Origin of the sequence: Streptomyces monticola, assembly GCF_042665355.1 — a bacterium.
Lineage (GTDB): Bacteria > Actinomycetota > Actinomycetes > Streptomycetales > Streptomycetaceae > Streptomyces > Streptomyces monticola.
Genome location: NZ_JBHTCF010000027.1, coordinates 32653 through 54575 on the forward strand (window position 1 = coordinate 32653; position 21923 = coordinate 54575).

General features: G+C 70.7%; 20 protein-coding genes. 13 read left to right on the plus strand and 7 right to left on the minus strand.

The window, feature by feature from the left end; all coding sequences use genetic code 11:
• The first annotated feature begins 69 nt into the window (after window positions 1–69).
• From ACFQVC_RS38065 to ACFQVC_RS38080, 4 genes are all read left to right on the plus strand, one after another.
• Window positions 70–327, plus strand: coding sequence for a DUF4229 domain-containing protein (locus tag ACFQVC_RS38065; protein ID WP_381839860.1), 258 nt, complete (start codon window positions 70–72; stop codon window positions 325–327).
• Window positions 328–525: 198 nt separating this feature from the next.
• The gene (locus ACFQVC_RS38070) at window positions 526–651 is read left to right on the plus strand and encodes a hypothetical protein (protein ID WP_381839713.1); all 126 of its coding nucleotides are present in this window, start codon (window positions 526–528) and stop codon (window positions 649–651) included.
• Window positions 652–763: 112 nt separating this feature from the next.
• Window positions 764–2086, plus strand: coding sequence for a dicarboxylate/amino acid:cation symporter (locus ACFQVC_RS38075; protein ID WP_381839716.1), 1323 nt, complete (start codon window positions 764–766; stop codon window positions 2084–2086).
• A 151-nt stretch (window positions 2087–2237) separates the two neighbouring features.
• Window positions 2238–2879: a TetR/AcrR family transcriptional regulator gene (locus ACFQVC_RS38080; protein WP_381839719.1), complete on the plus strand. Its 642-nt coding sequence runs from the start codon at window positions 2238–2240 to the stop codon at window positions 2877–2879.
• Between the two features lie 104 nt (window positions 2880–2983).
• On the opposite strand, the gene ACFQVC_RS38085 is transcribed toward ACFQVC_RS38080, so the two are convergent.
• Window positions 2984–3826, minus strand: a complete 843-nt coding sequence (locus ACFQVC_RS38085; RefSeq protein ID WP_381839722.1) for a MaoC family dehydratase — start codon at window positions 3824–3826, stop codon at window positions 2984–2986.
• Window positions 3827–3828: 2 nt separating this feature from the next.
• Window positions 3829–5220 carry a 3-oxoacyl-ACP reductase gene (locus ACFQVC_RS38090; protein ID WP_381839725.1) on the minus strand — a complete coding sequence of 464 codons (1392 nt, stop codon included), beginning with the start codon at window positions 5218–5220 and terminating at the stop codon, window positions 3829–3831.
• Between the two features lie 70 nt (window positions 5221–5290).
• On the opposite strand from ACFQVC_RS38090, the gene ACFQVC_RS38095 reads away from it, so the two are divergent.
• From ACFQVC_RS38095 to ACFQVC_RS38115, 5 genes are all read left to right on the plus strand, one after another.
• Complete coding sequence (locus ACFQVC_RS38095; protein WP_381839728.1) at window positions 5291–6664, plus strand: acetyl-CoA C-acetyltransferase; 1374 nt, start codon at window positions 5291–5293, stop codon at window positions 6662–6664.
• Window positions 6665–6710: 46 nt separating this feature from the next.
• Window positions 6711–8645 carry an AMP-dependent synthetase/ligase gene (locus ACFQVC_RS38100; RefSeq protein WP_381839731.1) on the plus strand — a complete coding sequence of 645 codons (1935 nt, stop codon included), beginning with the start codon at window positions 6711–6713 and terminating at the stop codon, window positions 8643–8645.
• Between the two features lie 272 nt (window positions 8646–8917).
• On the plus strand, window positions 8918–10897 hold the full coding sequence (locus ACFQVC_RS38105; RefSeq protein ID WP_381839733.1) for a hypothetical protein: 1980 nt from the start codon (window positions 8918–8920) through the stop codon (window positions 10895–10897).
• Window positions 10894–11301, plus strand: a complete 408-nt coding sequence (locus tag ACFQVC_RS38110) for a hypothetical protein (RefSeq protein WP_381839736.1) — start codon at window positions 10894–10896, stop codon at window positions 11299–11301. Before ACFQVC_RS38105 ends, ACFQVC_RS38110 begins: the two co-directional genes overlap by 4 nt.
• An 83-nt stretch (window positions 11302–11384) precedes the next feature.
• Window positions 11385–12995, plus strand: coding sequence for an alpha/beta hydrolase (locus ACFQVC_RS38115; protein ID WP_381839739.1), 1611 nt, complete (start codon window positions 11385–11387; stop codon window positions 12993–12995).
• Window positions 12996–13056: 61 nt separating this feature from the next.
• Here ACFQVC_RS38115 and ACFQVC_RS38120 read toward each other — a convergent pair whose 3' ends face one another.
• Entirely contained in the window at window positions 13057–14280 is a 1224-nt protein-coding gene (locus ACFQVC_RS38120; RefSeq protein ID WP_381839742.1) for a lipase family protein, read from the minus strand.
• Window positions 14281–14365: 85 nt separating this feature from the next.
• On the minus strand, window positions 14366–15436 hold the full coding sequence (locus ACFQVC_RS38125; protein WP_381839745.1) for an AraC family transcriptional regulator: 1071 nt from the start codon (window positions 15434–15436) through the stop codon (window positions 14366–14368).
• Window positions 15437–15531: 95 nt separating this feature from the next.
• Between ACFQVC_RS38125 and ACFQVC_RS38130 the strand changes: the two genes are divergently transcribed.
• Window positions 15532–17493: an AMP-dependent synthetase/ligase gene (locus tag ACFQVC_RS38130; RefSeq protein ID WP_381839748.1), complete on the plus strand. Its 1962-nt coding sequence runs from the start codon at window positions 15532–15534 to the stop codon at window positions 17491–17493.
• On the opposite strand, the gene ACFQVC_RS38135 is transcribed toward ACFQVC_RS38130, so the two are convergent.
• On the minus strand, window positions 17490–18212 hold the full coding sequence (locus ACFQVC_RS38135; RefSeq protein ID WP_381839751.1) for a trypsin-like serine peptidase: 723 nt from the start codon (window positions 18210–18212) through the stop codon (window positions 17490–17492). The two genes, ACFQVC_RS38130 and ACFQVC_RS38135, sit on opposite strands and share 4 nt — an antisense overlap.
• A 114-nt stretch (window positions 18213–18326) precedes the next feature.
• Window positions 18327–19124, minus strand: coding sequence for a thioredoxin domain-containing protein (locus tag ACFQVC_RS38140; RefSeq protein ID WP_381839754.1), 798 nt, complete (start codon window positions 19122–19124; stop codon window positions 18327–18329).
• A 134-nt stretch (window positions 19125–19258) separates the two neighbouring features.
• Here ACFQVC_RS38140 and ACFQVC_RS38145 point away from each other — a divergent pair, with 134 nt between their 5' ends.
• Window positions 19259–19732 carry a hypothetical protein gene (locus ACFQVC_RS38145; RefSeq protein ID WP_381839757.1) on the plus strand — a complete coding sequence of 158 codons (474 nt, stop codon included), beginning with the start codon at window positions 19259–19261 and terminating at the stop codon, window positions 19730–19732.
• Between the two features lie 120 nt (window positions 19733–19852).
• Window positions 19853–20398, plus strand: a complete 546-nt coding sequence (locus ACFQVC_RS38150) for a hypothetical protein (RefSeq protein ID WP_381839760.1) — start codon at window positions 19853–19855, stop codon at window positions 20396–20398.
• A 105-nt stretch (window positions 20399–20503) separates the two neighbouring features.
• Here ACFQVC_RS38150 and ACFQVC_RS38155 read toward each other — a convergent pair whose 3' ends face one another.
• Window positions 20504–20707, minus strand: coding sequence for a cold-shock protein (locus tag ACFQVC_RS38155; RefSeq protein WP_016645643.1), 204 nt, complete (start codon window positions 20705–20707; stop codon window positions 20504–20506).
• A 326-nt stretch (window positions 20708–21033) separates the two neighbouring features.
• Here ACFQVC_RS38155 and ACFQVC_RS38160 point away from each other — a divergent pair, with 326 nt between their 5' ends.
• Window positions 21034–21885, plus strand: coding sequence for a menaquinone biosynthetic enzyme MqnA/MqnD family protein (locus ACFQVC_RS38160; protein WP_381839763.1), 852 nt, complete (start codon window positions 21034–21036; stop codon window positions 21883–21885).
• The last annotated feature ends 38 nt before the right edge of the window (window positions 21886–21923 follow it).

Sequence of the window (21923 nt, forward strand, 5' to 3'; positions counted from 1 at the left end):
TACTCGTACACGTAAGAGAGAAGGCGAGCCGTGGCACCGAAGCCGAGCGCCACCATCCGCTACACCGCGATGCGCCTGGGCATCTTCGCCGGCTGCTTCTTCGCGATCTGGGGTCTGGTCTACCTGGGCGTGCTGCCCCGGGGCCTCGGTGAGTCCAACCTGCTCTGGGTGCTCGTCCTCGCCATCGTCATCTCCGCGCCGCTGAGCTTTGTGCTCCTGCGCAAGCAGCGGGACGAGATGTCCGAGCAGATCGTCGGGAAGGTCGACCGGGCCAAGACGAAGCTCGCGGAGAACCGCAGCATGGAAGACAACGTGCAGGACGCGTAGTGGCGTCATGACGTCCGACCGCCACGTGCCCGACGACGTGTAAGTCTCGTCACAGACACAGCGGCGCCCCCTGGACCGAGCAGTGGCTCGGACCAGGGGGCGCCTGCGTTTTCCGGCCATGGACCCCTGTGGGTGGCCGGAAGGTACCCCAAAGAAGACCTTTGATGTTCTCAAAGTTCAAGTGTTAACGTGTTCGACATGATGACAGCAGCCACGCCCCGCACACTCATGAGCGCCTCGCTCATGGGCACGAGCATTCCGCTCGTCGCGCGCCTGCATGTCGACCTCTGCCGCTGCATGTCCGCGGCCTGTTGCCGCGTCTGAGCGACATCAATGCAGCGGCGCCGCGCCGTCTTCCCCGCGGCCGCCGCTCCACGAAAGTCACGTGCAAGTCCCTCACCCTTCTGTCCCCGCGCGTCTTCACCGGAGTGTGTCCGTGTCCGCGAACATCAAGTCCGTCCCCGAGAAGCCATCCCCGTCGGGCTTCCGGATACCGAAGATCCCCTTCTGGGCCCAGATAGTCGCCGGTCTGGTCCTCGGTGTCCTGCTCGGCTGGCTGGCCCGCAGCCAGGACGTCTCCTGGCTCGTCACCACCCTCGACAAGATCGGCTCGATCTTCGTCCAGCTGCTCAAGCTGGCCGTCGCGCCGCTCGTCTTCTTCGCGATCCTGGTGTCGATCACCAATCTGCGTAAGGTCAACAACGCCGCGCGCCTGGCGACCCGCACCCTGCTCTGGTTCATGATCACCTCGCTGATCGCGGTGGTCATCGGCCTCGCCATCGGGCTGCTCACCAACCCGGGCGCCGGCACGGGCCTGACCCCCAAGGACGGCGCCAAGCCGGAGGAGGCGGGCACCTGGCTCGACTTCCTGACCGGCATCATCCCGACGGATGTCATCACGCCGTTCACCGAGCTGAACGTGCTGCAGATCGTCTTCATGGCCGCCGTCGCCGGTATCGCCATCCTCAAGATCGGCGAGAAGGCCAAGCCGATCCTGGAGCTCAGCGAGTCCGTCCTGACGCTGCTGCAGAAGGCCCTGTGGTGGGTCATCAAGCTCTCCCCGATCGGCACCGTCGGCCTCATCGGCTACGCGATCGCCACCTACGGCTGGAACCTGATCAGCAAGTACGCCACCTTCACCGCGGACATCTACATCGGCTGCGCCCTGGTGCTGTTCGGCGTCTACCCGCTGCTGCTCGCGTTTGTCGCCAAGGTCAACCCGCTGCAGTTCTTCAAGGGCGCCTGGCCCGCGATCCAGCTGGCCTTCGTCTCCCGCTCCTCGGTCGGCACCATGCCGATCACCCAGAAGGTCACCGAGCGCCTCGGCGTACCGAAGGACTACACCTCCTTCGCGGTGCCCTTCGGCTCCACCACCAAGATGGACGGCTGCGCCGCGATCTACCCGTCGATCGCCGCGATCTTCGTCGCGCAGATCTTCGATGTGCAGCTGGGCATCAAGGAGTACATCCTCATCGCCTTCGTCTCGGTGGTCGGCTCGGCCGCCACGGCCGGTCTGACGGGCGCCACGGTCATGCTGACCCTGACCCTGTCGACGCTCGGTCTGCCGATGGAGGGCGTGGGTCTGCTCCTGGCCATCGACCCGATCCTGGACATGATGCGCACCGCCACCAACGTGGCCGGTCAGGCTCTCGTGCCGGTGATCGTCGCGGCCCGCGAGAAGATCCTGGACCGGGAGGCGTACGACTCCGCCTCGGCCTCGTCCCTCGACGAGCCGCAGACGGTGCCCGCGGCTGCTTAGTCGCCACGGTCACCACGGTCGTCCGACGCCCGCGCCCCGCCTGCCGGGGGCGCGGGCGCCGGTGCGTCCGGACGCGTGGTTGCCGGGGGCCGTAGGCTTACCGGGGAGTAAACCGTTGAGTGCTGAGTGGGGTTCGGGGAGGGCGACCGGCGTGAGTGCTGTGAAAAGCAAGCGGATGCCGCGTGCCGTGCGGGAGCAGCAGATGATGGACGCTGCGGTCCGGACGTTCGGCCAGCGGGGGTACCGGGCCGCGTCCATGGACGAGATCGCGGAGCTGGCCGGGGTGTCCAAGCCCCTGGTGTATCTGTACCTGAACTCGAAGGAAGAGCTCTTCACCGCGTGCATCCGCCGGGAGGCCGCCGCGCTCGTGGAGGCGGTACGGGGAGCGGTCACGCCGGGTGAGTCCGCGGACCGTCAACTCTGGTCGGGCCTTCGGGGGTTCTTCACGCACACCGCCGAACACCCGGACGGCTGGGCGGTCCTTCACGCGCAGGCACGCACCCACGGCGAGCCCTTCGCCCGCGAGGTCGCCGTGATGCGCGAGGAGATCGTGGCCTTCGTGACGCTGCTCATCGCCGAGGCGGCCCGCGAGGCGCACCGCAACCCCTCGCTGCCCGAGCGCGAGGTGGCCGGGCTCGCGGAGGCGCTGGTGGGCGCCGCGGAGGCGCTGGCCGTCTGGGCCAACACCACGGAGGGCGTCTCCGCGAAGGAGGCCGCGTCCACGTTGATGAACTTCGCCTGGGCGGGGCTCGGCAACCTGATGCGCGGGGAGCCGTGGGCGCCACCGAAGTGACGCCCCGGCGCCCGGGGGTTGCCGCACCTCGCTCGTGAGGTGCGGCACGGTCCGCGGGAAGCCGGGGCACATCTGCGTCGCCGGGTCTGAGGCGCTCGGGGCGCTCAGCGCACCTCGCCCGTCAGGTGCAGCCGTTCCGGGTGGCGGGCGTCGCGGAGTTCGAAGCGGGGGCCGTCCGTCGCGTAGGTCACCCTGCCCGGCAGGAGGACCGGTGCCTTGAAGTCGGCGCGTACGCGGAGGGGGCCGTCCGCCGGGTGTTCCGCGAGGCAGCGTGCCACCGTCCACATGCCGTGGGCGATGGCGCGGGGGAAGCCGAAGGCCTTCGCGGTCAGCGGGTGCAGATGGATGGGGTTGCGGTCGCCTGACGCGGCGCCGTAGCGGCGGCCGAGGTCGCCCGGGAGCGTCCACTCGTCGCGGACGGGCAGCGGCTCGGGCGCGGGGGGCGGGCCCTCGTCCGGTGCGCGGTGCGTGGTGGCGTGGCGGGCCAGATAGCGGCTGCGTGAGGCCCACACCAGCTGACCGCCGAGCCGTGCCTCCGTCACCATCGTGGCCTCGGTGCCGCGCCGGTGCGGGCTCAACTCGGCTGCGTACACCGTCAGTTCGGGGTGCTCGCCGAGGTCGATCGAGCGGTCCTGGTCGATCTCGATCGAGGTGTGGACGAGGCCGAGCAGCGGCAGCGGGAAGTCCGTGGCCGCCATCAGGCGCATGGCGAGCGGAAAGCCCAGGATGTGCGGATACGTCACCGGGAGCACGCCCCGCGCCGCGGTGAGGCCACAGACCCGGCGGTAGGAGTCGAGCCGGCGCGCGTCGATCGCCGCGTTCGGCAGGACGAGGCGGGTCGGGGGCACGGCGGCGCCCTCTTTGACGCGCTTCAGGGGCGACAGCAGGGCGCCGCGAGCCAGGAGCGGGGCCAGGTTGGGCGCCCCCGTCAGTCGTACGACCGTCATCGTCAGGCCCCCAGCAGGCTCTGGCCGCAGACGCGCACGACCTGGCCGTTGACGCCGCCGGAACCGGGGTGGGCGAACCAGGCCGTGGTCTCGGCGACATCGACCGGAAGGCCGCCCTGCGCAAGGGAGTTCATCCGGCGCCCCGCCTCGCGGATGAACAGCGGGACGGCGGCCGTCATCTTGGTCTCGATGAAGCCGGGCGCGACCGCGTTGACGGTGACGCCGTGATCGGCGAGCGCGTGCGGCGCGAGGGAGCGGACCAGGCCGACGATGCCCGCCTTGCTGGCCGCGTAGTTGGTCTGCCCGGCGTTGCCCGCGATACCGGCGATGGAGGCGGTGGCGACGATCCGGCCGCCCCGGCGGATGGCGCCGGCCTTGAGGAGCGCGTCCGTGGTGCGCAGCACGCTCGCCAGGTTGACCTCGATGACGGACGCCCAGCGGTCGGCGGGCATATTGGCGAGCCTGCGGTCGCGCGTGATGCCCGCGTTGTGGACGAGGACGTCGAGGCCGTCGGGAAGCGCGGCCGCGATCCGCTCGCCCGCGTCGTCCGCGGTGATGTCCAGGGGCAGTGCGATGCCGCCCAGCCGGTCCGCGACCTTCTTCAAGTCGGCCTCGGCGGACGGGATGTCGAGCACGACGACCCGGGCGCCGTCACGGGCAAGGGTGGCGGCGACCGACTCGCCGATACCGCGCGCCGCGCCGGTGACGAGGGCGGTGCGGCCGGCGAGCGGCTTGTCCTGGCCGGTCACCGGTTCCGGGGCGGTCACTGGTTCCGGGGCGGTCGCCGGGTCCGCTTCGGCCGCCGGGTCCGCTCCGGTCACCGGTCCCGCGGCCGGCAACTCGCGCGCCGCGTCCGCGATTTCGATGACCTGGCCGCTGACGTACGCGGACTTGGGGGAGAGCAGGAACCGCAGGGTCGACTCGGTGGCGGCGGCCGATGTGGTGCGTAGGAGAGTCGCGGTGCGGCCGCGCCCCAGTTCCTTGCCGAGGGAGCGCACAAGGCCTTCGAGGCCCTGCTGGACGGCGGCCTGGTGGTGGTCGGTGGCCGACAGGGGTGCGCCGATGACGACGACCCGGCCGCTGGTGGCGACGGAGCGCACCACCGGGTGCAGGGCGGCGTGCACCTCGGCGAGCGAGGTGATGTCGGTGACACCGGTGGCATCGAGTACGACGGCGGCGGGCCGCTCGGTGCCCGCATCGAGGCCGGTTCGTGCGAGCACTTCATCCAGGCCCGCCAGCGCCGGGGCACCGGCTGTCAGGTGCAGCAACGGGCCTTCCAGTGCGGGATGTCCGGCCGACCAGCGCCGCAGCGGGGCGGGCTGTGGGAGCCCGAGCCTGCGGGTCAGGAAGCGGCCGGGCGCGGTGCCGGTGAAGTTCAGATAGCGGTCGGCCATTGTCCAACTCCCAGCTCGGTCGTAAATTTACTTCTGAGTAAGGTTACTCAAGGGTCAGGAGCTGGTCGAGATGGGTACCGAACAAGCTGCCGTGAAGCGGGTGGCGATCATCGGGGGAAGCCGTATCCCCTTCGCGCGTTCCGACGGTCCGTATGCCACCGCGTCCAACCAGGAGATGCTCACGGCGGCGCTCGAAGGCCTGGTCGACCGGTTCGGTCTGCGCGGCGAGCGGGTCGGCGAGTTCGTCGCGGGCGCCGTCCTCAAGCACAGCCGGGACTTCAACCTGGCCCGCGAGACCGTCCTCGGCTCCGGGCTCGATCCGCGTACTCCCGCCTACGACATCCAACAGGCCTGCGGCACCGGGCTCCAGGCGGTGATTGCCGCCGCCAACAAGATCGCGCTCGGCCAGATCGACAGCGCCGTCGCGGGCGGCGCGGACACGGCGAGCGACGCACCGCTCGGCGTCAACGACCGGCTGCGCAAGATCCTGCTCGAGGCGCGCCGTGCGAAGTCGGCGGGCGCCCGTCTGAAGGCCCTCGCCAAGGTGCGGCCGGGCCACCTGATTCCCGACATTCCGCGGAACGCCGAGCCCCGCACGCGGCTCTCGATGGGCGAGCACGCGGCGGTGACGGCGCGGGAGTGGGGCGTAGCGCGCGAGGCGCAGGACGAACTGGCGGCCACCAGCCATCAGCGGCTCGCCGCGGCGTACGACCGCGGGTTCCTCGACGACCTCGTCGTGCCGTTCCGCGGCCTTGAGCGTGACCAGAATCTGCGCCCCGACTCGACGGCGGGGAAGCTGGCGAGGCTGAAGCCGGTGTTCGGGGTGAAGGGCGACAACCCGACGATGACGGCGGGCAATTCGACGCCCCTGACGGACGGGGCGGCGACCGTCCTGCTTGCCAGTGAGGAGTGGGCCGCACAGCGCGGAATCACCCCGCTCGCGTATCTGACGACGTACGAGACCGCCGCGGTGGACTTCGTGCACGGGGACGTGACGGGTGCGGGCGGCGACGGACTGCTGATGGCACCGGCCTACGCGGTGCCGCGGATGCTGGCGCGGGCCGGGCTCGGCATGGACGACTTCGACCTGGTCGAGGTGCATGAGGCGTTTGCGTCCCAGGTCCTCGCGACCCTGTCCGCCTGGGAGAAGGCGGGGCTCGCGGCGGTCGACCGGGAGCGGCTCAACGTGGCCGGTTCCTCGCTGGCCACGGGGCATCCGTTCGCCGCCACGGGCGCGCGGATCGTGGCCACGCTGGCGAAGCTCCTGGCCGAACGCGACGGCTCGGGTGAGAGCGGCTCCGAGAGCGGTGGCTCAGGGCGCGGTGGCTCCGAGAGCGGTGGCTCAGGGCGCGGTGGCTCGGGGCGCGGTGGCTCGGGGCGCGGGCTGATCTCCATCTGCGCGGCGGGAGGGCAGGGGGTCACGGCGATCCTGGAGCGGGCGTAGCCACCCGCCGTACGACGAACGGAACTCAGGAACAAGAAGGAGCCGCGTGCCCCGCACGAACCCGACGAACTCGACGCCCCCGACCACTCCCGCCCCGCCCCTGCTCGTCGAGCCGGACAAGAAGATCCAGGACGGCGTCGTACGCGAGGTGAGCGTGCCCCCGCTCGTGCCGCCGGTGACCGACGGCTCGCTCGCCGACATCCCGTACAGCAACGCCGAACAGGCGCCCGCCGACGTGGTGTTGAGCCGTAAGACGGACGGCGGGCAGTGGCGCGACGTCACGGCGGCGGACTTCGCCGGCGAGGTCCAGGCCCTGGCGAAGGGCCTGATCGCCCAGGGCCTGGCCCCCGGCGACCGGCTCGCCGTCATGGCGCGGACCACCTACGAGTGGACCCTCCTGGACTTCGCCGCGTGGGCGGCCGGCCTGGTCACCGTGCCCGTCTACCCCACGTCGTCCGCCTTCCAGACCCGCTGGATCCTGCAGGACTCCGGCGCGGTGGCCGTCGCCGTGGAGACCCGGGAGCAGGCCGCGGCGCTCGGCCCGGAGCGCGACCGCATCCCGGACCTGGCCCATGTGTGGACCTTCGACGAGCTTCCGGGCGTGCTGGAGTCGGGACGTGAACTGCCCGACCTGGAGGTGGAGAAGAGGCGCGCCGAGCTCACCCCGGACTCCCCGGCCACGCTGATCTACACATCCGGCACCACGGGGCGCCCCAAGGGCTGCGTCCTCACGCACGGCAACTTCTTCGCCGAGGTGGACAACGCCGTCGAACTGCTCCACCCCGTCTTCAAGTCGGTCAGCAAGGAGCCCGCGTCCACGCTGCTCTTCCTGCCGCTGTCCCATGTCTTCGGGCGGATGGTGGCCATCGGCTGCCTGCGGGCGCGGGTGCGGCTCGGGCATGCGCCCAGCATCAAGACCGACGACCTGCTCGCGGATCTCGCGGGCTTCCGCCCGACGTTCCTGCTCGCCATCCCGTACGTCCTGGAGAAGGTCTTCAACACCGGGCGCGCGACGGCCGAGAAGCTGGGCCGGGCCGCGTCCTTCGACCGCGCGGTACGGATCGCGCGCCGCTACGGCGAGGCCGTCGAGGCACAGCAGCACGGCACGGGCCCCGGCCCCGGGTTCGGTCTGCGCCTGGCCCGCGCGCTGTACGACCCGCTGGTGTACCGGCGGATCAGGTCCGCGCTCGGCGGCAAGGTGCGGTACGCGATCTGCGGCGGCTCCCCGCTCGGCCGGCGGCTCTCGGCGTTCTACGCGGGCGCCGGGATCGATATCTTCGAGGGGTACGGCCTGACGGAGACCACCGCGGCCGCCACGGTCACCCCGCCTCTCAAACCCCGCCTGGGAACAGTGGGTTGGCCCCTGCCCGGCACCTCGGTGCGGATCGCGGACGACGGTGAGGTGCAGCTGGCCGGAGGGCAGGTCTTCCACGGCTACTGGAACGGCCAGACCGGCACCGCGACCCCCGCCCACGACGGCTGGTTCGGCACGGGGGACCTCGGCGCCCTCGACGAGGACGGCTACCTCACCATCACAGGGCGCAAGAAGGACATCATCATCACCAGCGGCGGCAAGAACGTCGCCCCCGCCCCGCTGGAGGACTGGCTGCGCGCCCACCCCCTGGTCTCCCAGTGCATGGTGGTCGGCGACGACCGCCCCTACATCACGGCCCTGCTCACCCTGGAACCCGACGGCATCGCGCACTGGCAGCGCATGAAGAAGAAGCAGGACATCCCGCCCGAGCGCCTGGCCGACGACCCGGACCTGCGCGAAACCCTGCAGCGCGCCGTGGACGAGGCCAACAAGCTCGTCTCCCGCGCCGAGTCCATCCGCCGCTTCACGATCCTGCCGGCCGACTTCACGGAGGAGGGCGGGCACTTGACGCCTTCGCTGAAGCTGAAGCGGGCGGAGATCACCGTGAGCTTCCGGGATGAGATCGAGGCGCTCTATCAGAAATCCGGTTCCAGAGACAGGAGTTGATGCCCTGTCACTGGATTGACTGAATTCACCGGAGGGTGTCGGTGGGGTGTCCTAGGCTCAACTGGTCATCGTCGTCTGCCCTGACGGCCACTCGCACGTAGGCGTGGACCGCGGTCCACGCCTACGTGTTCCGTGCCCGCTGCCCACGCCCGAGGAAGCTTCTGCCTTCTTGTGCCCGGGGCGGCCGCATGGGCGGCAAGTGAAAAGCAGGAGCGCGCGGCGCCAGCACGCGTGACGACCGAGGTCCTCACGCCCTGCAGAGAGGTGCTGTGTTGAGCACCGCCAGTGAACAACCCGACCGCGCGGGCACCCCCGAGGTCCGGGTCATCCCCGTCGGCCCCTTCCGTAACCGCGCCGGTGAGTTCGAGCACCGTCTGCCCCCGGTCAGCCGGGCGCACAAGGCCGAGGTACTGCTCGGCGAGCTCGACGAGGCGCGGATCTCGCCCGCGATGCGGGAGCGGCTCAGCCAGATGGCCGTCGATCCGGCCGAGCTCGAGGCGTCACGGCCGGAGCGGCACCGGATCGAGACCGGCTGGCTCCATATCCTCCGCTTCCGCGCCTACACATTGCTGCTGTCCATGGCTGTCGAGAACGACCGGCTGCTCGCGGAGGCGCAGTACGCGGCCGATCCGCAGGCCGATCTCCGGGTGGCCTTGTCGATGCCCGAGCCGCACAAGTACTACGCCGCCCTGGTCCACGACGACGCGTTCGAAGACCTCATGGACTCCGTGGACCGGGCCGCGCGCAAGGTCCGGGGCCAGAACTCCCAGGAGGTCGGGGAGCGCCTGGTCGAGCTGCCCCTCACCGTGGTCCCCGCGCTCTTCCGCGATGCCGCCGGCCGGGAGAGCGAAGACGTCACCACGGTCGACGGGAACTCGCGGCTGATCTCGTGCCTGGACCGTATTCAGCTGGAGGAGGGGTGGCTGGACGGCACGAAGAGCACCACGCCGGTCACGGCACTGCCGTCGCAGCTGATGAGGCTGGACCTCAAGCGCCGGCGTGAGCTGATCCGTAAGTCGATCAAGAAGTCCTACGGGACGCTGCGCGACCCGGAGGAGTCTCAGACGGAGCGCAACCGCGCAGCCGTCAGCCTGAACGCCATGACGGTGCCGGTCCAGATCATCGTGGGGTACGAGGACGACCGGCCCGAGTACGGAACACGCCGGTTCCCGGCCGCGGTGCGGTCCTTGCTGGTGCGGATGAACGTAGGGGTGACGCCCTTCGAAAGCGGCGCCCAGCATGCCGTGGTGGCGGAGGAGATCGTGCGTGCGCTCTATGACGAGGGGCTGTTCGGCGGCGAGCCCTCCTGTGACGCGGAGGACTTCAGAGACGCCCTGATCGGGCGGGGCCAGGTGCGCCGGGCCATGAAGAATCTGGGCTTCGACCCCGGCTTCCCCGATCAGCGGTTCGCCCTGGTCGTCGAGCAACTCACACGCAAGGAACGGACGTTCAACCGGGTCTTCCGCGACAAGCTGCAGAAAGAGGGCCGGCTGGGCATCAAGGACCGCAATGACGCCGTGGCGGAGCTCGGTCTGCGCTCCTACTCGGCCAGCCGGACGGAGAAGCAGCTCCAGTCCATCCGCCGGGCATTGGACACCGGCTGTCTGTGGCAGGAACTGGTGGACAAGGCGTGGTTCGCCGACCCGGTCTACACCGACTCGGCCATCGACAATGTGTGCCGAAAGGCGGGCCAGGGCTCCGACCAGGACCGGCTCTACCTCGGCGTCATCGGCATGATCGCCCTGGTGACCTCCGGCCATCTGCTCGCCGCGCGCGGCTCCGCCGAGCAGCTCGTCGGCGGAGCCGTCATCGCCCGCAGCAGTGTCGGCCAGGTGATCAAGTCCCTGCTCGACAAGCCGGGCGGCCGGAAGCTCCTCGCGGACGCGGTCAAGCGCACGCGCAAGGGACTTGACCCCCGGTGGTGGGATGCCCGGGAGAAGCGTCTTGTGGAGCAGCCGGCGGACTGGCGGGGTGCGAACTTCGACGCCCACCTCCGGCTTGCCGCCCACGCGGGCTTCGGCGGTTCGGACGCCGGGAACCCGGCGGCACGGGAGGAGGCGCTTCTGACGCGGTTCCAGGCCACCCTGACCACCGTCGGTGAGCAGCTCGACGACCTCATTTCCGAGCGGGAGAAGAACGGCACCAAGGACCGGCTGAGTTGGGTCGAGGTGGAGGCGTCCATGGAGCTCCTCGACGGCATCAAGGAGGACCTGCAGGGCATCTCCGAGTCCCGGCGCAAGAAGCGCAGGTGAGCCGCGCGGTGTGGACCGGCGTGGTCCCCATGTCCCCGGAGCGGTACGCGATGCTGGCCCGTCTCGCCGGATCCTGGCTCGAAGAGCCGAGGCCCTGGTCCGTACGGATCGGTACGGACTCCGGACGCGAGCGGCGGGCGGTCTATGTCGCCGTGACCGCGGAGGGCCTGGCCTGCTACTGCGGGCGTACCCGGCCGCGTAGCGCGTTGCGGGCGGGCGCAGCCGCGCTGCGTATCCGAAGGCACTGCCGCGAGAACGCGTCCAAGCGCGAGGAATGGGCGGCGTACTGGGTGATTCCGCTGGTCGCGGAGGTCCCCGAAGCGGAGGTGGACCGGCTGGAGCGCGCTGTGGCGGCACGGCTCGGGCTGCCGCTGCGGCATCGGCACCGGCGCCGCGGAGGCTGACGGGCTCCGGCCTTGAGCCGGCAGGCGGCGTCGGCGTATCGCACCTATCGTGAAGCGGGGGCACCTCTTGGAGGGTTGCCGAGATGCGCACACGCTGTGTGATCGCCGGTGCCGCTGCGCTCGCCCTGCTCGGTGCCGGAGCGCCCGCTCTGGCCGTGGACGGCGGTGGCCCGGATCTGAACCGCTTCTACGAACAGAAGGTCACGTGGGGTGACTGCGGGAAGCTGCTCTATGACGCGCCGGACGGCATGCAGTGCGGCAAGGCCCGGGTTCCGCTCGACTACGCCGAGCCCGGCAAGGGCAGCATCGAGCTCGCCCTCAACCGGATCCCCGCCTCCGGCGAGAAGCGTGGCTCGCTGCTCGTGAACTTCGGCGGTCCCGGCGGCGCCGGTGTGGCCGGGGTGGTCGCGTCGGCGAAGAGCTTCGGCGATCTGAGCAAGGCGTACGACATCGTGGGCTTCGACCCGCGCGGCGTCGGCATGAGCGCCCCGGTCACGTGCGGTGACGGCAGCGAGCTGCCCGACTCCGAGCCGGACAGCGCCAACGCCGCCCTGGAGGAGCTGAAGAAGCAGTACGAAGTGTGCAAGAAGCACTCGGGGCCGGTCGCGGAGCACATCGGCACGGTCAATGTCTCCCGGGACATGGACGTCATGCGCCAGGTGCTCGGCGACAAGAAGCTCAACTTCTTCGGCCTCTCCTACGGCACCCGGCTCGGCGCGGTCTACGCCGGTCAATTCCCGCATCGGGTGGGCCGGATGGTGCTCGACGGCGTCGACACGCTCACCGAGCCGCTCACCGAGCAGTCCCTGGTCGCTGCCGAGGGCGAGCAGACGGCGCTCGACAACTTCGTCACCTGGTGCTCGCAGAACACTGGTTGTGTGCTCGGCGGCAACTCCCGCGACGCCAAGGAGAACGTGGCCAAGCTGATCAGCAATCTGAACGAGAGCCCGGTCGAGCTCGGCGACGGTCTCCAGTACAGCGGCGAGGAACTGGTCAGCACGCTCGGCACCGCCCTCTACCACCGGGACGCCTGGCCCTATCTGTCGCAGGCGCTCACCAATCTGGTGGCCGACCGGGACCCGAAGGCGCTGCTGCGGATCAGCGGCGTCCAGCTCCCGCCGACGCAACAGGCCCGACAGGCCCGACAGGCCCAACAGGCCCAACAGGTCCGGCAGGCCCGCCGCGCGGAGTCATCGAGCAACGTCGTCCCGCAGGCCGACGTACCTCCGGACAACGAGAACACGGCGCTCGTCATGGTCAACTGCGCCGACGACCCGGACCGGTTCACCGCCGCGCAGCTGTCGGACAAGGCCCTGGTGGAGCGCCTGGAGCGGGAGTTCGAAGAGGCCTCGCCGATCTTCGGTCCGCTGCGCCTGCAGCAAGTGCTGATGTGCGCGGGCCAGCCCAAGGGCACCGACTACATCCGCAAGATCGAGGACGTGGACACTCCGCGGATTCTGCTCGTCGGCACCCGGGGCGACCCGGCGACGCCGTACCAGTGGGCCGTGGAGACCGCGAAGCGCCTCGGCGACAAGGCGGTCCTCCTGGACAACCAGGGCGAGGGCCACACCGGCTACTTCTCGTCCAAGTGCGTGGCGCAGAAGAGCAACGACTATCTGCTGTACGGCGAGCTGCCGCGCTCCGGCCTGTACTGCGGCGCCGGCGAAGGCGGCGGAGGCGGCGGAGGCGGTTGACGACGACCGCCAGGGCCCGGCACCCCCCGTGCGGTGCCGGGCCCCGACTACCCGTCCAGGATCAGCAGTTGCCGCCCGTCGGCTTGCCCGCGAAGCGGTCGGACAGCCAGTTCTGCACCGCCGTGGCCTCCGTGATCACACCGGAGATGTGCTCACCCACCACGATGGTCCGCCAGTTGACGTTGGCGCCCTTGGCGCACCACTTCTCGCGCAGCCCCTTGCCCAGGGAGTACGGAATCAGCTCGTCGGCGACCGCGTGGTAGAGGTACACCGGGTGGTCGGGCTTGTGCGTGCCGAGGTCCGACTCGTTGAGCCGCTGCTTCCACTCCGGCGTATCCAGGGGGTTCTTCGTCGTCAGGTCGGAGATCTTCTTGAAGGACCCGACGGTCGAGTCGAGGGCGATGCAGTTGTTCCGGAGGAAGCCGATGAGCTTCTTGCCCTCCTCGTTCAGATACGAGTCGAGCTTCAGCTCCGGGTAGGCGGCGTCCTGTCCCGCGGCGGCCATGAACAGCAGGCCCGAGCCGTACGAACCGTCGTGCACCGGCGCGAGCGCGGCCAGGCGGGCCGGGACGCCACCGGTGGCGGTGCCCTTGACCTTCAGCTCGGGCGCGTAGGAGTCATGGAGTTCGGCGGCCCAGGACGAGGCCTGGCCGCCCTGCGAGTAGCCCACGATCCCGACCGGGCTGTCCTTGGTGATCCCCGACTCGGCGGCGGCCGGGATGCGCTGGGCGGCACGGGCCGCGTCCAGCATGGCGTGCCCGGCGGACTTGCCGGCCGTGTAGGTGTGCTCGCCCGGGGTGCCGAGGCCCTCGTAGTCGGTGACGGCCACGGCCCAGCCGCGCCAGGTGAGCTGCTGGATGAGATTGGCTTCGAGGGTGGTGCCCTTGGGGAACCCGGCGCTCGGGGCGCACGAGTCACCGAGGCCCACCGTGCCGACGGCATACGTGATCAGGGGGCGCGGCCCCTTCTTGCCGTCCTGCGGCACGATGACGGTGCCGGAGACGACGTTCGGCTGTCCGGTGGCGCTGGTCGAGCGGTAATTGACCTTCCAGGCCTTGGTGTTGGTGGGCTGGCCCGGCAGCGGATGGAACGCGGAGTCGGCGACGGAGACGACATCGCCGGGACCGCCCTGGGCGGCCGGCGCGGTCTGCGCTTCTTGTGCGCTCTGCGGTGCCTGTGCGGCCTGCGCGGTGGGGCCCGACACCGCGGGCAGCGCGGCCGCGAGGGCGACCGAGGCCAGGACGGCGCCAAGTCTGCGGGGGATGCGGGGGGTACGGACATGCATGGCGGCTCTCCCAACTGTCCATAGGGGCAGGGGTGGTGAGGGGACCGTAGTGACCGGCGGGTAGGGAGAGCGCTGACCCGGAAGCTCAGCTTTGCTGACTCTGTGTCTCAGAGGCGGGCGCACCGTCCGTCGCGGGCGCACCGTCCGTCTGAAGGCCCGCGAGGCGGTACGCCCCCGGAGTCGTCCCCGTCCACCGCCTGAACGCCCGGTGGAACGCCGTGTCCTCGGAGAAGCCGAGCCGTGCCGCGAGCTCCGCGATCGGCTCCCGCCCCTCGGCGAGCCCGGCGATCGCCGCGTCCCGTCGCACGGTGTCCTTGAGCTGCTGGTACGAAGTGCCCTCCTCGGCCAGACGGCGCCGCAGCGTCGCCGGGCTGACCGCGAGCCGGCGGGCGAGGTCGCCGAGCGCCGGAAGCCGCGGGGAGTCACCGAGGGCGCGGACGAGGGCGCGCCGCACCTGCTCGGCCACGGTCGTGCCGTACTCGCGCCGGCTCAGGAGCTCGAAGGGCGCACCCCGCAGCATCCGGTCGAGCGCGGGCTCGTCGCGGATCATCGGGGCGTCGAGCCAGTGCGGTTCGAAGGCGGCACCCGTGCGCTCGGCGCCGAAGTGCACGGGGCAGCCGAAGAGCAGCTCGTACTCGTCCTTGTGCGGCGGCGGGGGATAGGCGAAGGCGGCCCGGCGCAGCGGGATGCGGCGCCCGATCAGCCAGCTGCACAGCCGGTGCCAGATGATCAGCAGACACTCGGCGAGGAACCGGTCCTCGTCCCCGTTGAGATCACTGCGTACGGCGAAGAAGGCCTCGTCGTCGGTGCGTTCGAGGACGAGGTCGGGGCCGCCGGGGAAGAGCCCGTAGAAGGTGACCGCGCGCCGGATCGCGGCCCCCAGATCGCGGCAGCCGAGCGAGGCGTGGCACATCATCGCGAAGGTGCCGGGGCGGCTGACCACGGGGCCGAGGCCCAGGAACTCGTCCTGCGTGACCCGGTACAACTCCCGGAAGAGCCGGGCGAACTGGGCGGGGGTGACCCGGGCCCGGTCGTCGCCGAGGAGCAGCGGCGGAATCTGCGCGGTCTGCAGCAGCGGCGCGGTGTCGATGCCGTGCCGCTCGGCGCCGCGCAGCACGGACCGCACATGGTGCACGGTGATGGTCCGCCTCGCCATGGTCATGACGTTAGCCGCTTCTGAGCGCGCGGGTCAGCGGTGCTGACGTTTCCGGTCATCCCCGGTGCCCGGAAGCGCTCCCTAGCGTCAGCGGCATGGAGCCTGTGACCGCACAGCCGAAGCCGACCGCGGCGCCCGATCTCTCGACCGCACAGCCCAAGTCCCTCGCCGTCCTCACGGAATGGGTGGCCGAGCGCTTCGCCGCGCTCCCGGCCCTGCGCTTCAAGGCCGAGGGGGCCTGGCGCGAGGTGACGTACGCCGAACTCCGCGACACCGTACGGGCGGTGGGCCGCGGACTGCTCGGTCTCGGTGTCGGCCCGGGAGACCGGGTGGCGATCCTCGGCGAGACCCGGCCGGAGTGGACGTACGCCCACCTCGGGGTGTTCACGGCGGGCGCCGTCGCCGTGCCCGTCTACCCGACCGCGGGCGACGAGGAGGTCGTCTGGGTGCTCACGGACTCCGGCTCCTCGGTGATCGTCTGCGAGGACACCGCACAGGCCGCGAAGATCGAGCGCCTGCGCCCGCGCCTGCCCGCCCTGCGCCACGTCGTCCTCATGACGGAGGCCGCGGACAAGCCCATGCCGGAGGCCGCGGACAAGCCCATGCCGGAGGCCGCGGCCCAGCCCATGCCGGAGGAGGCCGCGGACAAGCCCACGGCAGCGGCCACGGACAAGCCCATGCCGGAGGCCACCGGCGAAGAGCCGGTCCTCACCGCGCTGCCCGGCCTCGCGCCCCTGGCCGAGCTCCTCGCCCGCGCCGACGCCCGCACCGCGGACGACCTCGCGACCGTCATCTACACCTCGGGCACCACGGGCCCGCCCAAGGGCTGTCTGCTCACCCACGGCAACATCGGCGCGGTCCGCGACGGCACCCTGGAGCAGATACCGGGCGGTCCCGGCGACGCCACCTATCTCTATCTGCCGCTCGCCCACGCCATGGCCCAGCTGATCCAGTTCAAGACGCTGCTCCAGGGCTCCACGCTCACGTACTTCGGCGGCCGTATCGAGGACATCGTCGGCGAGCTGGCCGAGGCCGCGCCCACCCATCTGCCGTCCGTACCCAGGCTGTTCGAGAAGGTGCACGCGGTCGTGCTCGGTCTCGCAGAGGGCCAGGAGGGCGGCAGGGAGCGTTTCGACGCGGCGGTGCGCGTCGGTCTGCGCGTCGCGGAGCTGCGCGAGCGCGGCGAGGAGCCGCAAGGAGAGCTGCTCGCCGAGTGGCAGGCCGCCGACGAGCGTCTCTTCTCGCTCGTCCGCGCGGCCTTCGGAGGCCGCCTGAAGTGGTCGCTCACCGGCGCCGCCCCCATCGCCCCGCCCACCCTGGACTTCCTGCGCGCCTGCGGCATAGCGATCTACGAGGGCTACGGCATGACGGAGTCCGGCGGCGTCATCTCCCTCAACCACCCCGGCGCCCTGCGCTACGGCTCGGTGGGCCGCCCCATGCCGGGCTGCGAGGTACGGATCGCCGACGACGGGGAGGTTCTCGCACGCGGGGCCAATGTCTTCCCCGGCTACCACGGCAACCCGGCCGGCACCGCCGAGGCCCTGGACGCCGAAGGCTGGCTGCACACCGGTGACCTGGGCCGTCTGGACGAGGACGGCTATCTCTACATCACCGGCCGCAAGAAGGACCTGATCATCACGTCCGGCGGCAAGAACCTCACGCCCTCGTTGGTCGAACTCGCCGTCCAGCAGTCCCGGTTCGTCTCCCGCGCGGTGCTGGTCGGCGACCGCCGGCCTTACCCGGTGGCCCTGATCACCCTGGACGAGGAGGAGGTCAGGGGCTGGGCGGACCGCGAGGGCATCGACCTCGGCGACGGCCCGCCGGCCCGCGACCCGCGCGTACGCGCCCTGGTCGAGGAGGCCGTCGAGACGGCCAACGCCCAGGTCTCACGGCCCTCCCGGATCCGTGCCTTCGAGCTCCTCGACGAGGACTTCAGCATCGAGGCCGGCCTGCTCACCCCGAGCCTGAAGGTCCGCCGCACAGCGGTCATACAGCGCTACGACGAGCAGGTGGCCGCGCTCTACGAGCGGGGCCCGGCGGCGTCCGAGCAGGGCTAGCCCGCGGTCGCCTTCGCGTACAGGTCCGCCGCCTGCTCGCCGAGGACCACGCTGTACGACACGTCGGGGGAGTCACCGCCGCCCTCGTAGCCGCCGAGCACTCCGGTGAGCTTGCCGTCGTCGGTGAGCCAGGGGCTGCCGCTGGTGCCGGTGGTGAAGTCGGGGCAGTCGACGCGCTGCTGGCCGGAGCGGAACAGGGTGGGCGTGGTCGTACATGTGCGGGCCGCGTCCTCGGACGACGGATAGCCGGTGACGGTCACCTCATGGCCCGTGGAGCCCGAGGTGTCCAGGGTGCTCGCGCCGGTGACGTCCTCGATCTGCTCGCCGTCGAGCGGCTTCAGGGTGGCGAAGGCGAGGTCGTGGTCCTCGTCCTCGTCGTTCGTCCAGGCGTCGTCCTCGTAGACCTGGTCGAGCTGCCACAGGCCGTACGGTGCCTCGCCGTCGTGATAGCCGGGCGCGAAGACCACATCCTCGCCGTCGCCGAGGCAGTGCCCGGCGGTGGCGATCAGGTTCCGGTCCTCGCTGTGCACCACGGACGCGGTGCAGAAGTGCCCGCCGTCCAGATCGCCGCTGAACAGGGCGCCGACCTTGGCCGTCTCGGCGGGCGGCCCCGGCATCGAGCCCGGGGCCATGACGCGCGGCAGGGCGTTGGCGTCCGAGAGCGCGACACAGGACACCAGGGCGCTCACCGCGAGCACCGCCCGCAGCCGCTTCGGCATGATCGCTCCTCTCGCTGGGTTGCGGGGAAGCATGCACGATGAATCTGTGAATGGTCTGTGACGCCACGCACAGGCGAAGAGGAGCTCCCGCAGGCGAAGAGGAGCTCCGGGGGCTCAGCCCTTGAACTTCTCCTCCACCAGCTTGGTGAACTGCTCGGGCGTGATGGAGTCGATTCCCTTGCCGGAAAGGACGTTCACCTTCTCGCCGTCGAGCTTCACGACCGGGGTGCCGGTCTCCCCGCTCTCGTAGAAGGCGGCGGAGACCTTGTCCACCCACGGCATGTACGTGAGTTCCTTCACGGCTTTGTTGAAGGCGGGAGTGCGCAGACCGTCCACCTTGTCGGCCAGTTCGAGGAGCGTCGCGGTGGAGCCGAACTTGTCGTCGGTCTCCTTCTCCGGGTGGTTGGCGTACAGAACACCCAGGTACTGCATGAACTTCTCGGGGCTCTCGTTCACGGCCGCGCCGAGCGCGTTGAGTGCCCGCTTCGAGCCCTTGCCCTTGAGGGAGCCGTCCAGGAACGTCGCGAAGTGGTACTCGATCTTGTACGTGCCCTGGTCGGCCTGCTTCTTCATGGTCTTGCCGAGCCCGGTCTCGACGCCGGCGCAGAAGGGGCAGCGCGGATCGAGCCAGACCGAGACGGTGTGCCGGGCATCGCCCTTGCCGTACGCGACGACGGTGCCGTCCTTGCCGCTGGTGTGCGCGGGCGCCACGAAGTCCTGCTCGGCGGCGACGGCATCGGCGTCCGGCTGCGCCACGTACCAGCCGACGCCGCCCGCGAGCGCGAGCCCCAGGACGACCGTCCCGCTGATCGCGATCCGGCCCCGGACCTTCGCCTTGCGGGCGGCCGCCGCCCGCTCGGCCCGCAGCCGCTCCCGCGCCGCCCGCTGCTCGTTCTTCTTGCTGCCGCCCATGCCCAGTTGGTCCCTTTCTGCGCGCTTCACTCCACGCTAGGCGGCCCCAGTGGTGCGGATTGCCGCCATTGGACTGCCGTCCCGGGGCCTTAAGTCCCGGAACCGATGTCCGCGCCGTACGGGAGATTGGGCCCATGGGTTACTGGGGTTGGATCGTGATCGCCAAGGGCGACGAGAAGCTGGCGAACTTCCCGAGCGTCGCGGTGGACGGCGCCGAACCGCTCGACGAGTACGTGCGCGGCCAGTGGCGCGAGATCTGGCTCGGCACCACCGAGGCCGACCCCGAGCCGCTGGAGATCGCCACCGCCACGGACGCCCCGGCGATGGCCGTGTACGTTGCGGACGAGGACTGCGCGACGCTGCACGCCGCGAGCCCCTCGGGCCAGGAGTGGACCGGCGTCTTCGAGGAGGAGACCGCCGAGGAGTACGGAGCCGTGCCGGAGGGGTACCGCCGCGAGGACGCCGTCGCCGCGGCCCTCGCCTGGGCGGCGGAGGCCGGTCTGACCGCGGACCCGGCGAAGACCGCGGCCGCCTTCGCCGACGGCTGGTACGAGGATCTGCTCACGGCCTTCGGCCTCCCCGAGGGCGAACCTGTGGAAAACCCCTGAGGTCCGGGACCGAAGCCCCGCCGCCCCAGGGCCCTTTGCCCCCACACCAAGATCTCGAAGAGATTTACGCTCCCTTTACGAAGGCGCCGAAGCGCAGTCGCACGACGTACGAGAGAGCCCATGCCACCGCACGCCAAGTCCCACCGCCCGGCCGTCCGCAGGGAGTGGCGGATCCGCCCGGCCCAGCGCGCGGCGGGCGCCCTCGTCTTCTCGGCGCTGTTCGTCTGGAACGCGGTGGACACGGTGGGCCTGCTGCGCCACTCCCGCTGGTCCCTCCCCGGCTCCCTGCAGCTGTCGCCGGTCACGGGCCTGCTCGCGGTGGCGTGTGCGCTCGCGGTGGGCTGTATGTTCCGCGCCCGGGTGGCGGTCGACGGCGAGTGGCTGCTTGTCCGCAATCTCTTCGCGTACCGCCGGCTCCCGCTGCGCGAGGTGACGGCCGTGCGTTCCGGCTGCCGCTTCGGCCTGACGTTCCATGCGGGCGGGCGCCGGGTGTCGTGCCTGGCGTTCCAGAAGAGCAATATCGCGAAGTGGTTCGGGCACCGCTCCTGGGCGGAGCGCGTCGCCGAACTCGTCCTCAGGGAGGCGGACCGCGCGCGTGCCGGGGCGGCGCTGTCCGCGGTGCCCGAGCAGGCCACGGAGCCCGTCAGGGAGTACGCACACCAGTGAGGGGGGGGGCGGAAAAGGCAGGAGCCCCGCTCCGCCGCGTGACCGCGGGGGCAGGGCTCCTTGGGTACTGCTATCCGTACCGGATCAGAACCGAATGGTTCCTGATTAGGCCGGGGTGACGTTCTCGGCCTGCGGACCCTTGGGGCCCTGCGTGACGTCGAAGGTCACGGCCTGGTTCTCCTCGAGGGAGCGGAAGCCAGACGCGTTGATCGCGGAGTAGTGGACGAAGACATCCGGGCCGCCGCCTTCCTGGGCAATGAAGCCAAAGCCCTTTTCAGCGTTGAACCACTTCACGGTTCCGGTAGCCATAAAGCCCTCCTATGGGCCAAAGGGTGTCCCTGCTCCAGAACCCCGCATGCGTGTCAAGCACAACCGCAAAAGTCTGAAAACGACGAGAGCCCGCGGTCACATGCTCCGCAGGCTCTGTACTGCAAGGGAAACCAAACTGCAACTTGCGGCGAGCCTAGCACGCAGTCACCCGCCAGCGATAGAGGGCAAGATCACGTCACCCGGATGTTTGACCGACGGTGTGTTCGCGTTGACACAAGGGCGTGAAATGCCTGGTGGGAGGCTTGAAAGCGGCTTGTTGGCGACCCCGGGCCCGGACCGTACCAGGCGGGGGCTAGCCTCACGATGTGGACAATTCTCCCCGCAGCCGCCCGCGCGTCGGGCACATCCAGTTCCTGAACTGCCTGCCTCTGTACTGGGGCCTGGCACGGACCGGAACCCTGCTCGACCTCGAGCTCACGAAGGACACCCCGGAAAAGCTCAGCGAGCAGCTCGTGCGAGGTGATCTGGACATCGGCCCGATCACCCTTGTGGAATTCCTCAAGCACTCCGACCAGCTGGTCGCGATGCCCGATATCGCCGTGGGCTGCGACGGCCCCGTGATGTCCTGCGTCATCGTGTCGCAGCTGCCCCTCGACCGGCTCGACGGGGCCCGGGTTGCGCTCGGCTCGACCTCGCGCACCTCCGTACGCCTCGCGCAGCTGCTGCTCGCCGAGCACATCGGGGTCGAGCCCGACTACTACACGTGTCCGCCCGACCTCGGCGTGATGATGCAGGAGGCGGACGCCGCCGTGCTGATCGGGGACGCCGCGCTGCGGGCCAATCTGCACGACGGGCCGCGCCTCGGCCTGCAGGTGCACGACCTGGGGCAGATGTGGAAGGACTGGACGGGCCTGCCGTTCGTCTTCGCCGTCTGGGCGGCCAGGCGCGACTACCTGGAGCGCGAGCCGGAGGTCGTGGCCAAGGTGCACGAGGCCTTCCTCGCGTCCAGGGACGTGTCCCTGGAGGAGGTCGCCAAGGTCGCCGAGCAGGCGGCGCGCTGGGAGGCCTTCGACGCCGGGGTGCTCGAGCGGTACTTCACCACCCTGGACTTCCGCTTCGGCGGCCGGCAGCTCGCCGGGGTGCGGGAGTTCGCCCGCCGGGTGGGTCCGAGCACCGGGTTCGCCGCCGATGTGCGGGTGGATCTGCTGGAGGCCTGACGCGCGGCGTCCGTACGCGTGGCTGTGGCCCCGGGAGG

What these genes read in the sequence shown, in the direction of transcription:
- ACFQVC_RS38090 (WP_381839725.1), bottom strand. Translation starts at nt 5,220, where the DNA reads ATGGCCGACCGCTATCTGAACTTCACCGGCACCGCGCCCGGCCGCTTC.
- ACFQVC_RS38115 (WP_381839739.1), top strand. Translation starts at nt 11,385, where the DNA reads ATGCGCACACGCTGTGTGATCGCCGGTGCCGCTGCGCTCGCCCTGCTC.
- ACFQVC_RS38065 (WP_381839860.1), top strand. Translation starts at nt 70, where the DNA reads ATGCGCCTGGGCATCTTCGCCGGCTGCTTCTTCGCGATCTGGGGTCTG.
- ACFQVC_RS38085 (WP_381839722.1), bottom strand. Translation starts at nt 3,826, where the DNA reads ATGACGGTCGTACGACTGACGGGGGCGCCCAACCTGGCCCCGCTCCTG.
- ACFQVC_RS38095 (WP_381839728.1), top strand. Translation starts at nt 5,291, where the DNA reads ATGGGTACCGAACAAGCTGCCGTGAAGCGGGTGGCGATCATCGGGGGA.
- ACFQVC_RS38070 (WP_381839713.1), top strand. Translation starts at nt 526, where the DNA reads ATGATGACAGCAGCCACGCCCCGCACACTCATGAGCGCCTCGCTCATG.
- ACFQVC_RS38120 (WP_381839742.1), bottom strand. Translation starts at nt 14,280, where the DNA reads ATGCATGTCCGTACCCCCCGCATCCCCCGCAGACTTGGCGCCGTCCTG.
- ACFQVC_RS38135 (WP_381839751.1), bottom strand. Translation starts at nt 18,212, where the DNA reads ATGCCGAAGCGGCTGCGGGCGGTGCTCGCGGTGAGCGCCCTGGTGTCC.
- ACFQVC_RS38125 (WP_381839745.1), bottom strand. Translation starts at nt 15,436, where the DNA reads ATGGCGAGGCGGACCATCACCGTGCACCATGTGCGGTCCGTGCTGCGC.
- ACFQVC_RS38145 (WP_381839757.1), top strand. Translation starts at nt 19,259, where the DNA reads ATGGGTTACTGGGGTTGGATCGTGATCGCCAAGGGCGACGAGAAGCTG.
- ACFQVC_RS38130 (WP_381839748.1), top strand. Translation starts at nt 15,532, where the DNA reads ATGGAGCCTGTGACCGCACAGCCGAAGCCGACCGCGGCGCCCGATCTC.
- ACFQVC_RS38150 (WP_381839760.1), top strand. Translation starts at nt 19,853, where the DNA reads ATGCCACCGCACGCCAAGTCCCACCGCCCGGCCGTCCGCAGGGAGTGG.
- ACFQVC_RS38140 (WP_381839754.1), bottom strand. Translation starts at nt 19,124, where the DNA reads ATGGGCGGCAGCAAGAAGAACGAGCAGCGGGCGGCGCGGGAGCGGCTG.
- ACFQVC_RS38155 (WP_016645643.1), bottom strand. Translation starts at nt 20,707, where the DNA reads ATGGCTACCGGAACCGTGAAGTGGTTCAACGCTGAAAAGGGCTTTGGC.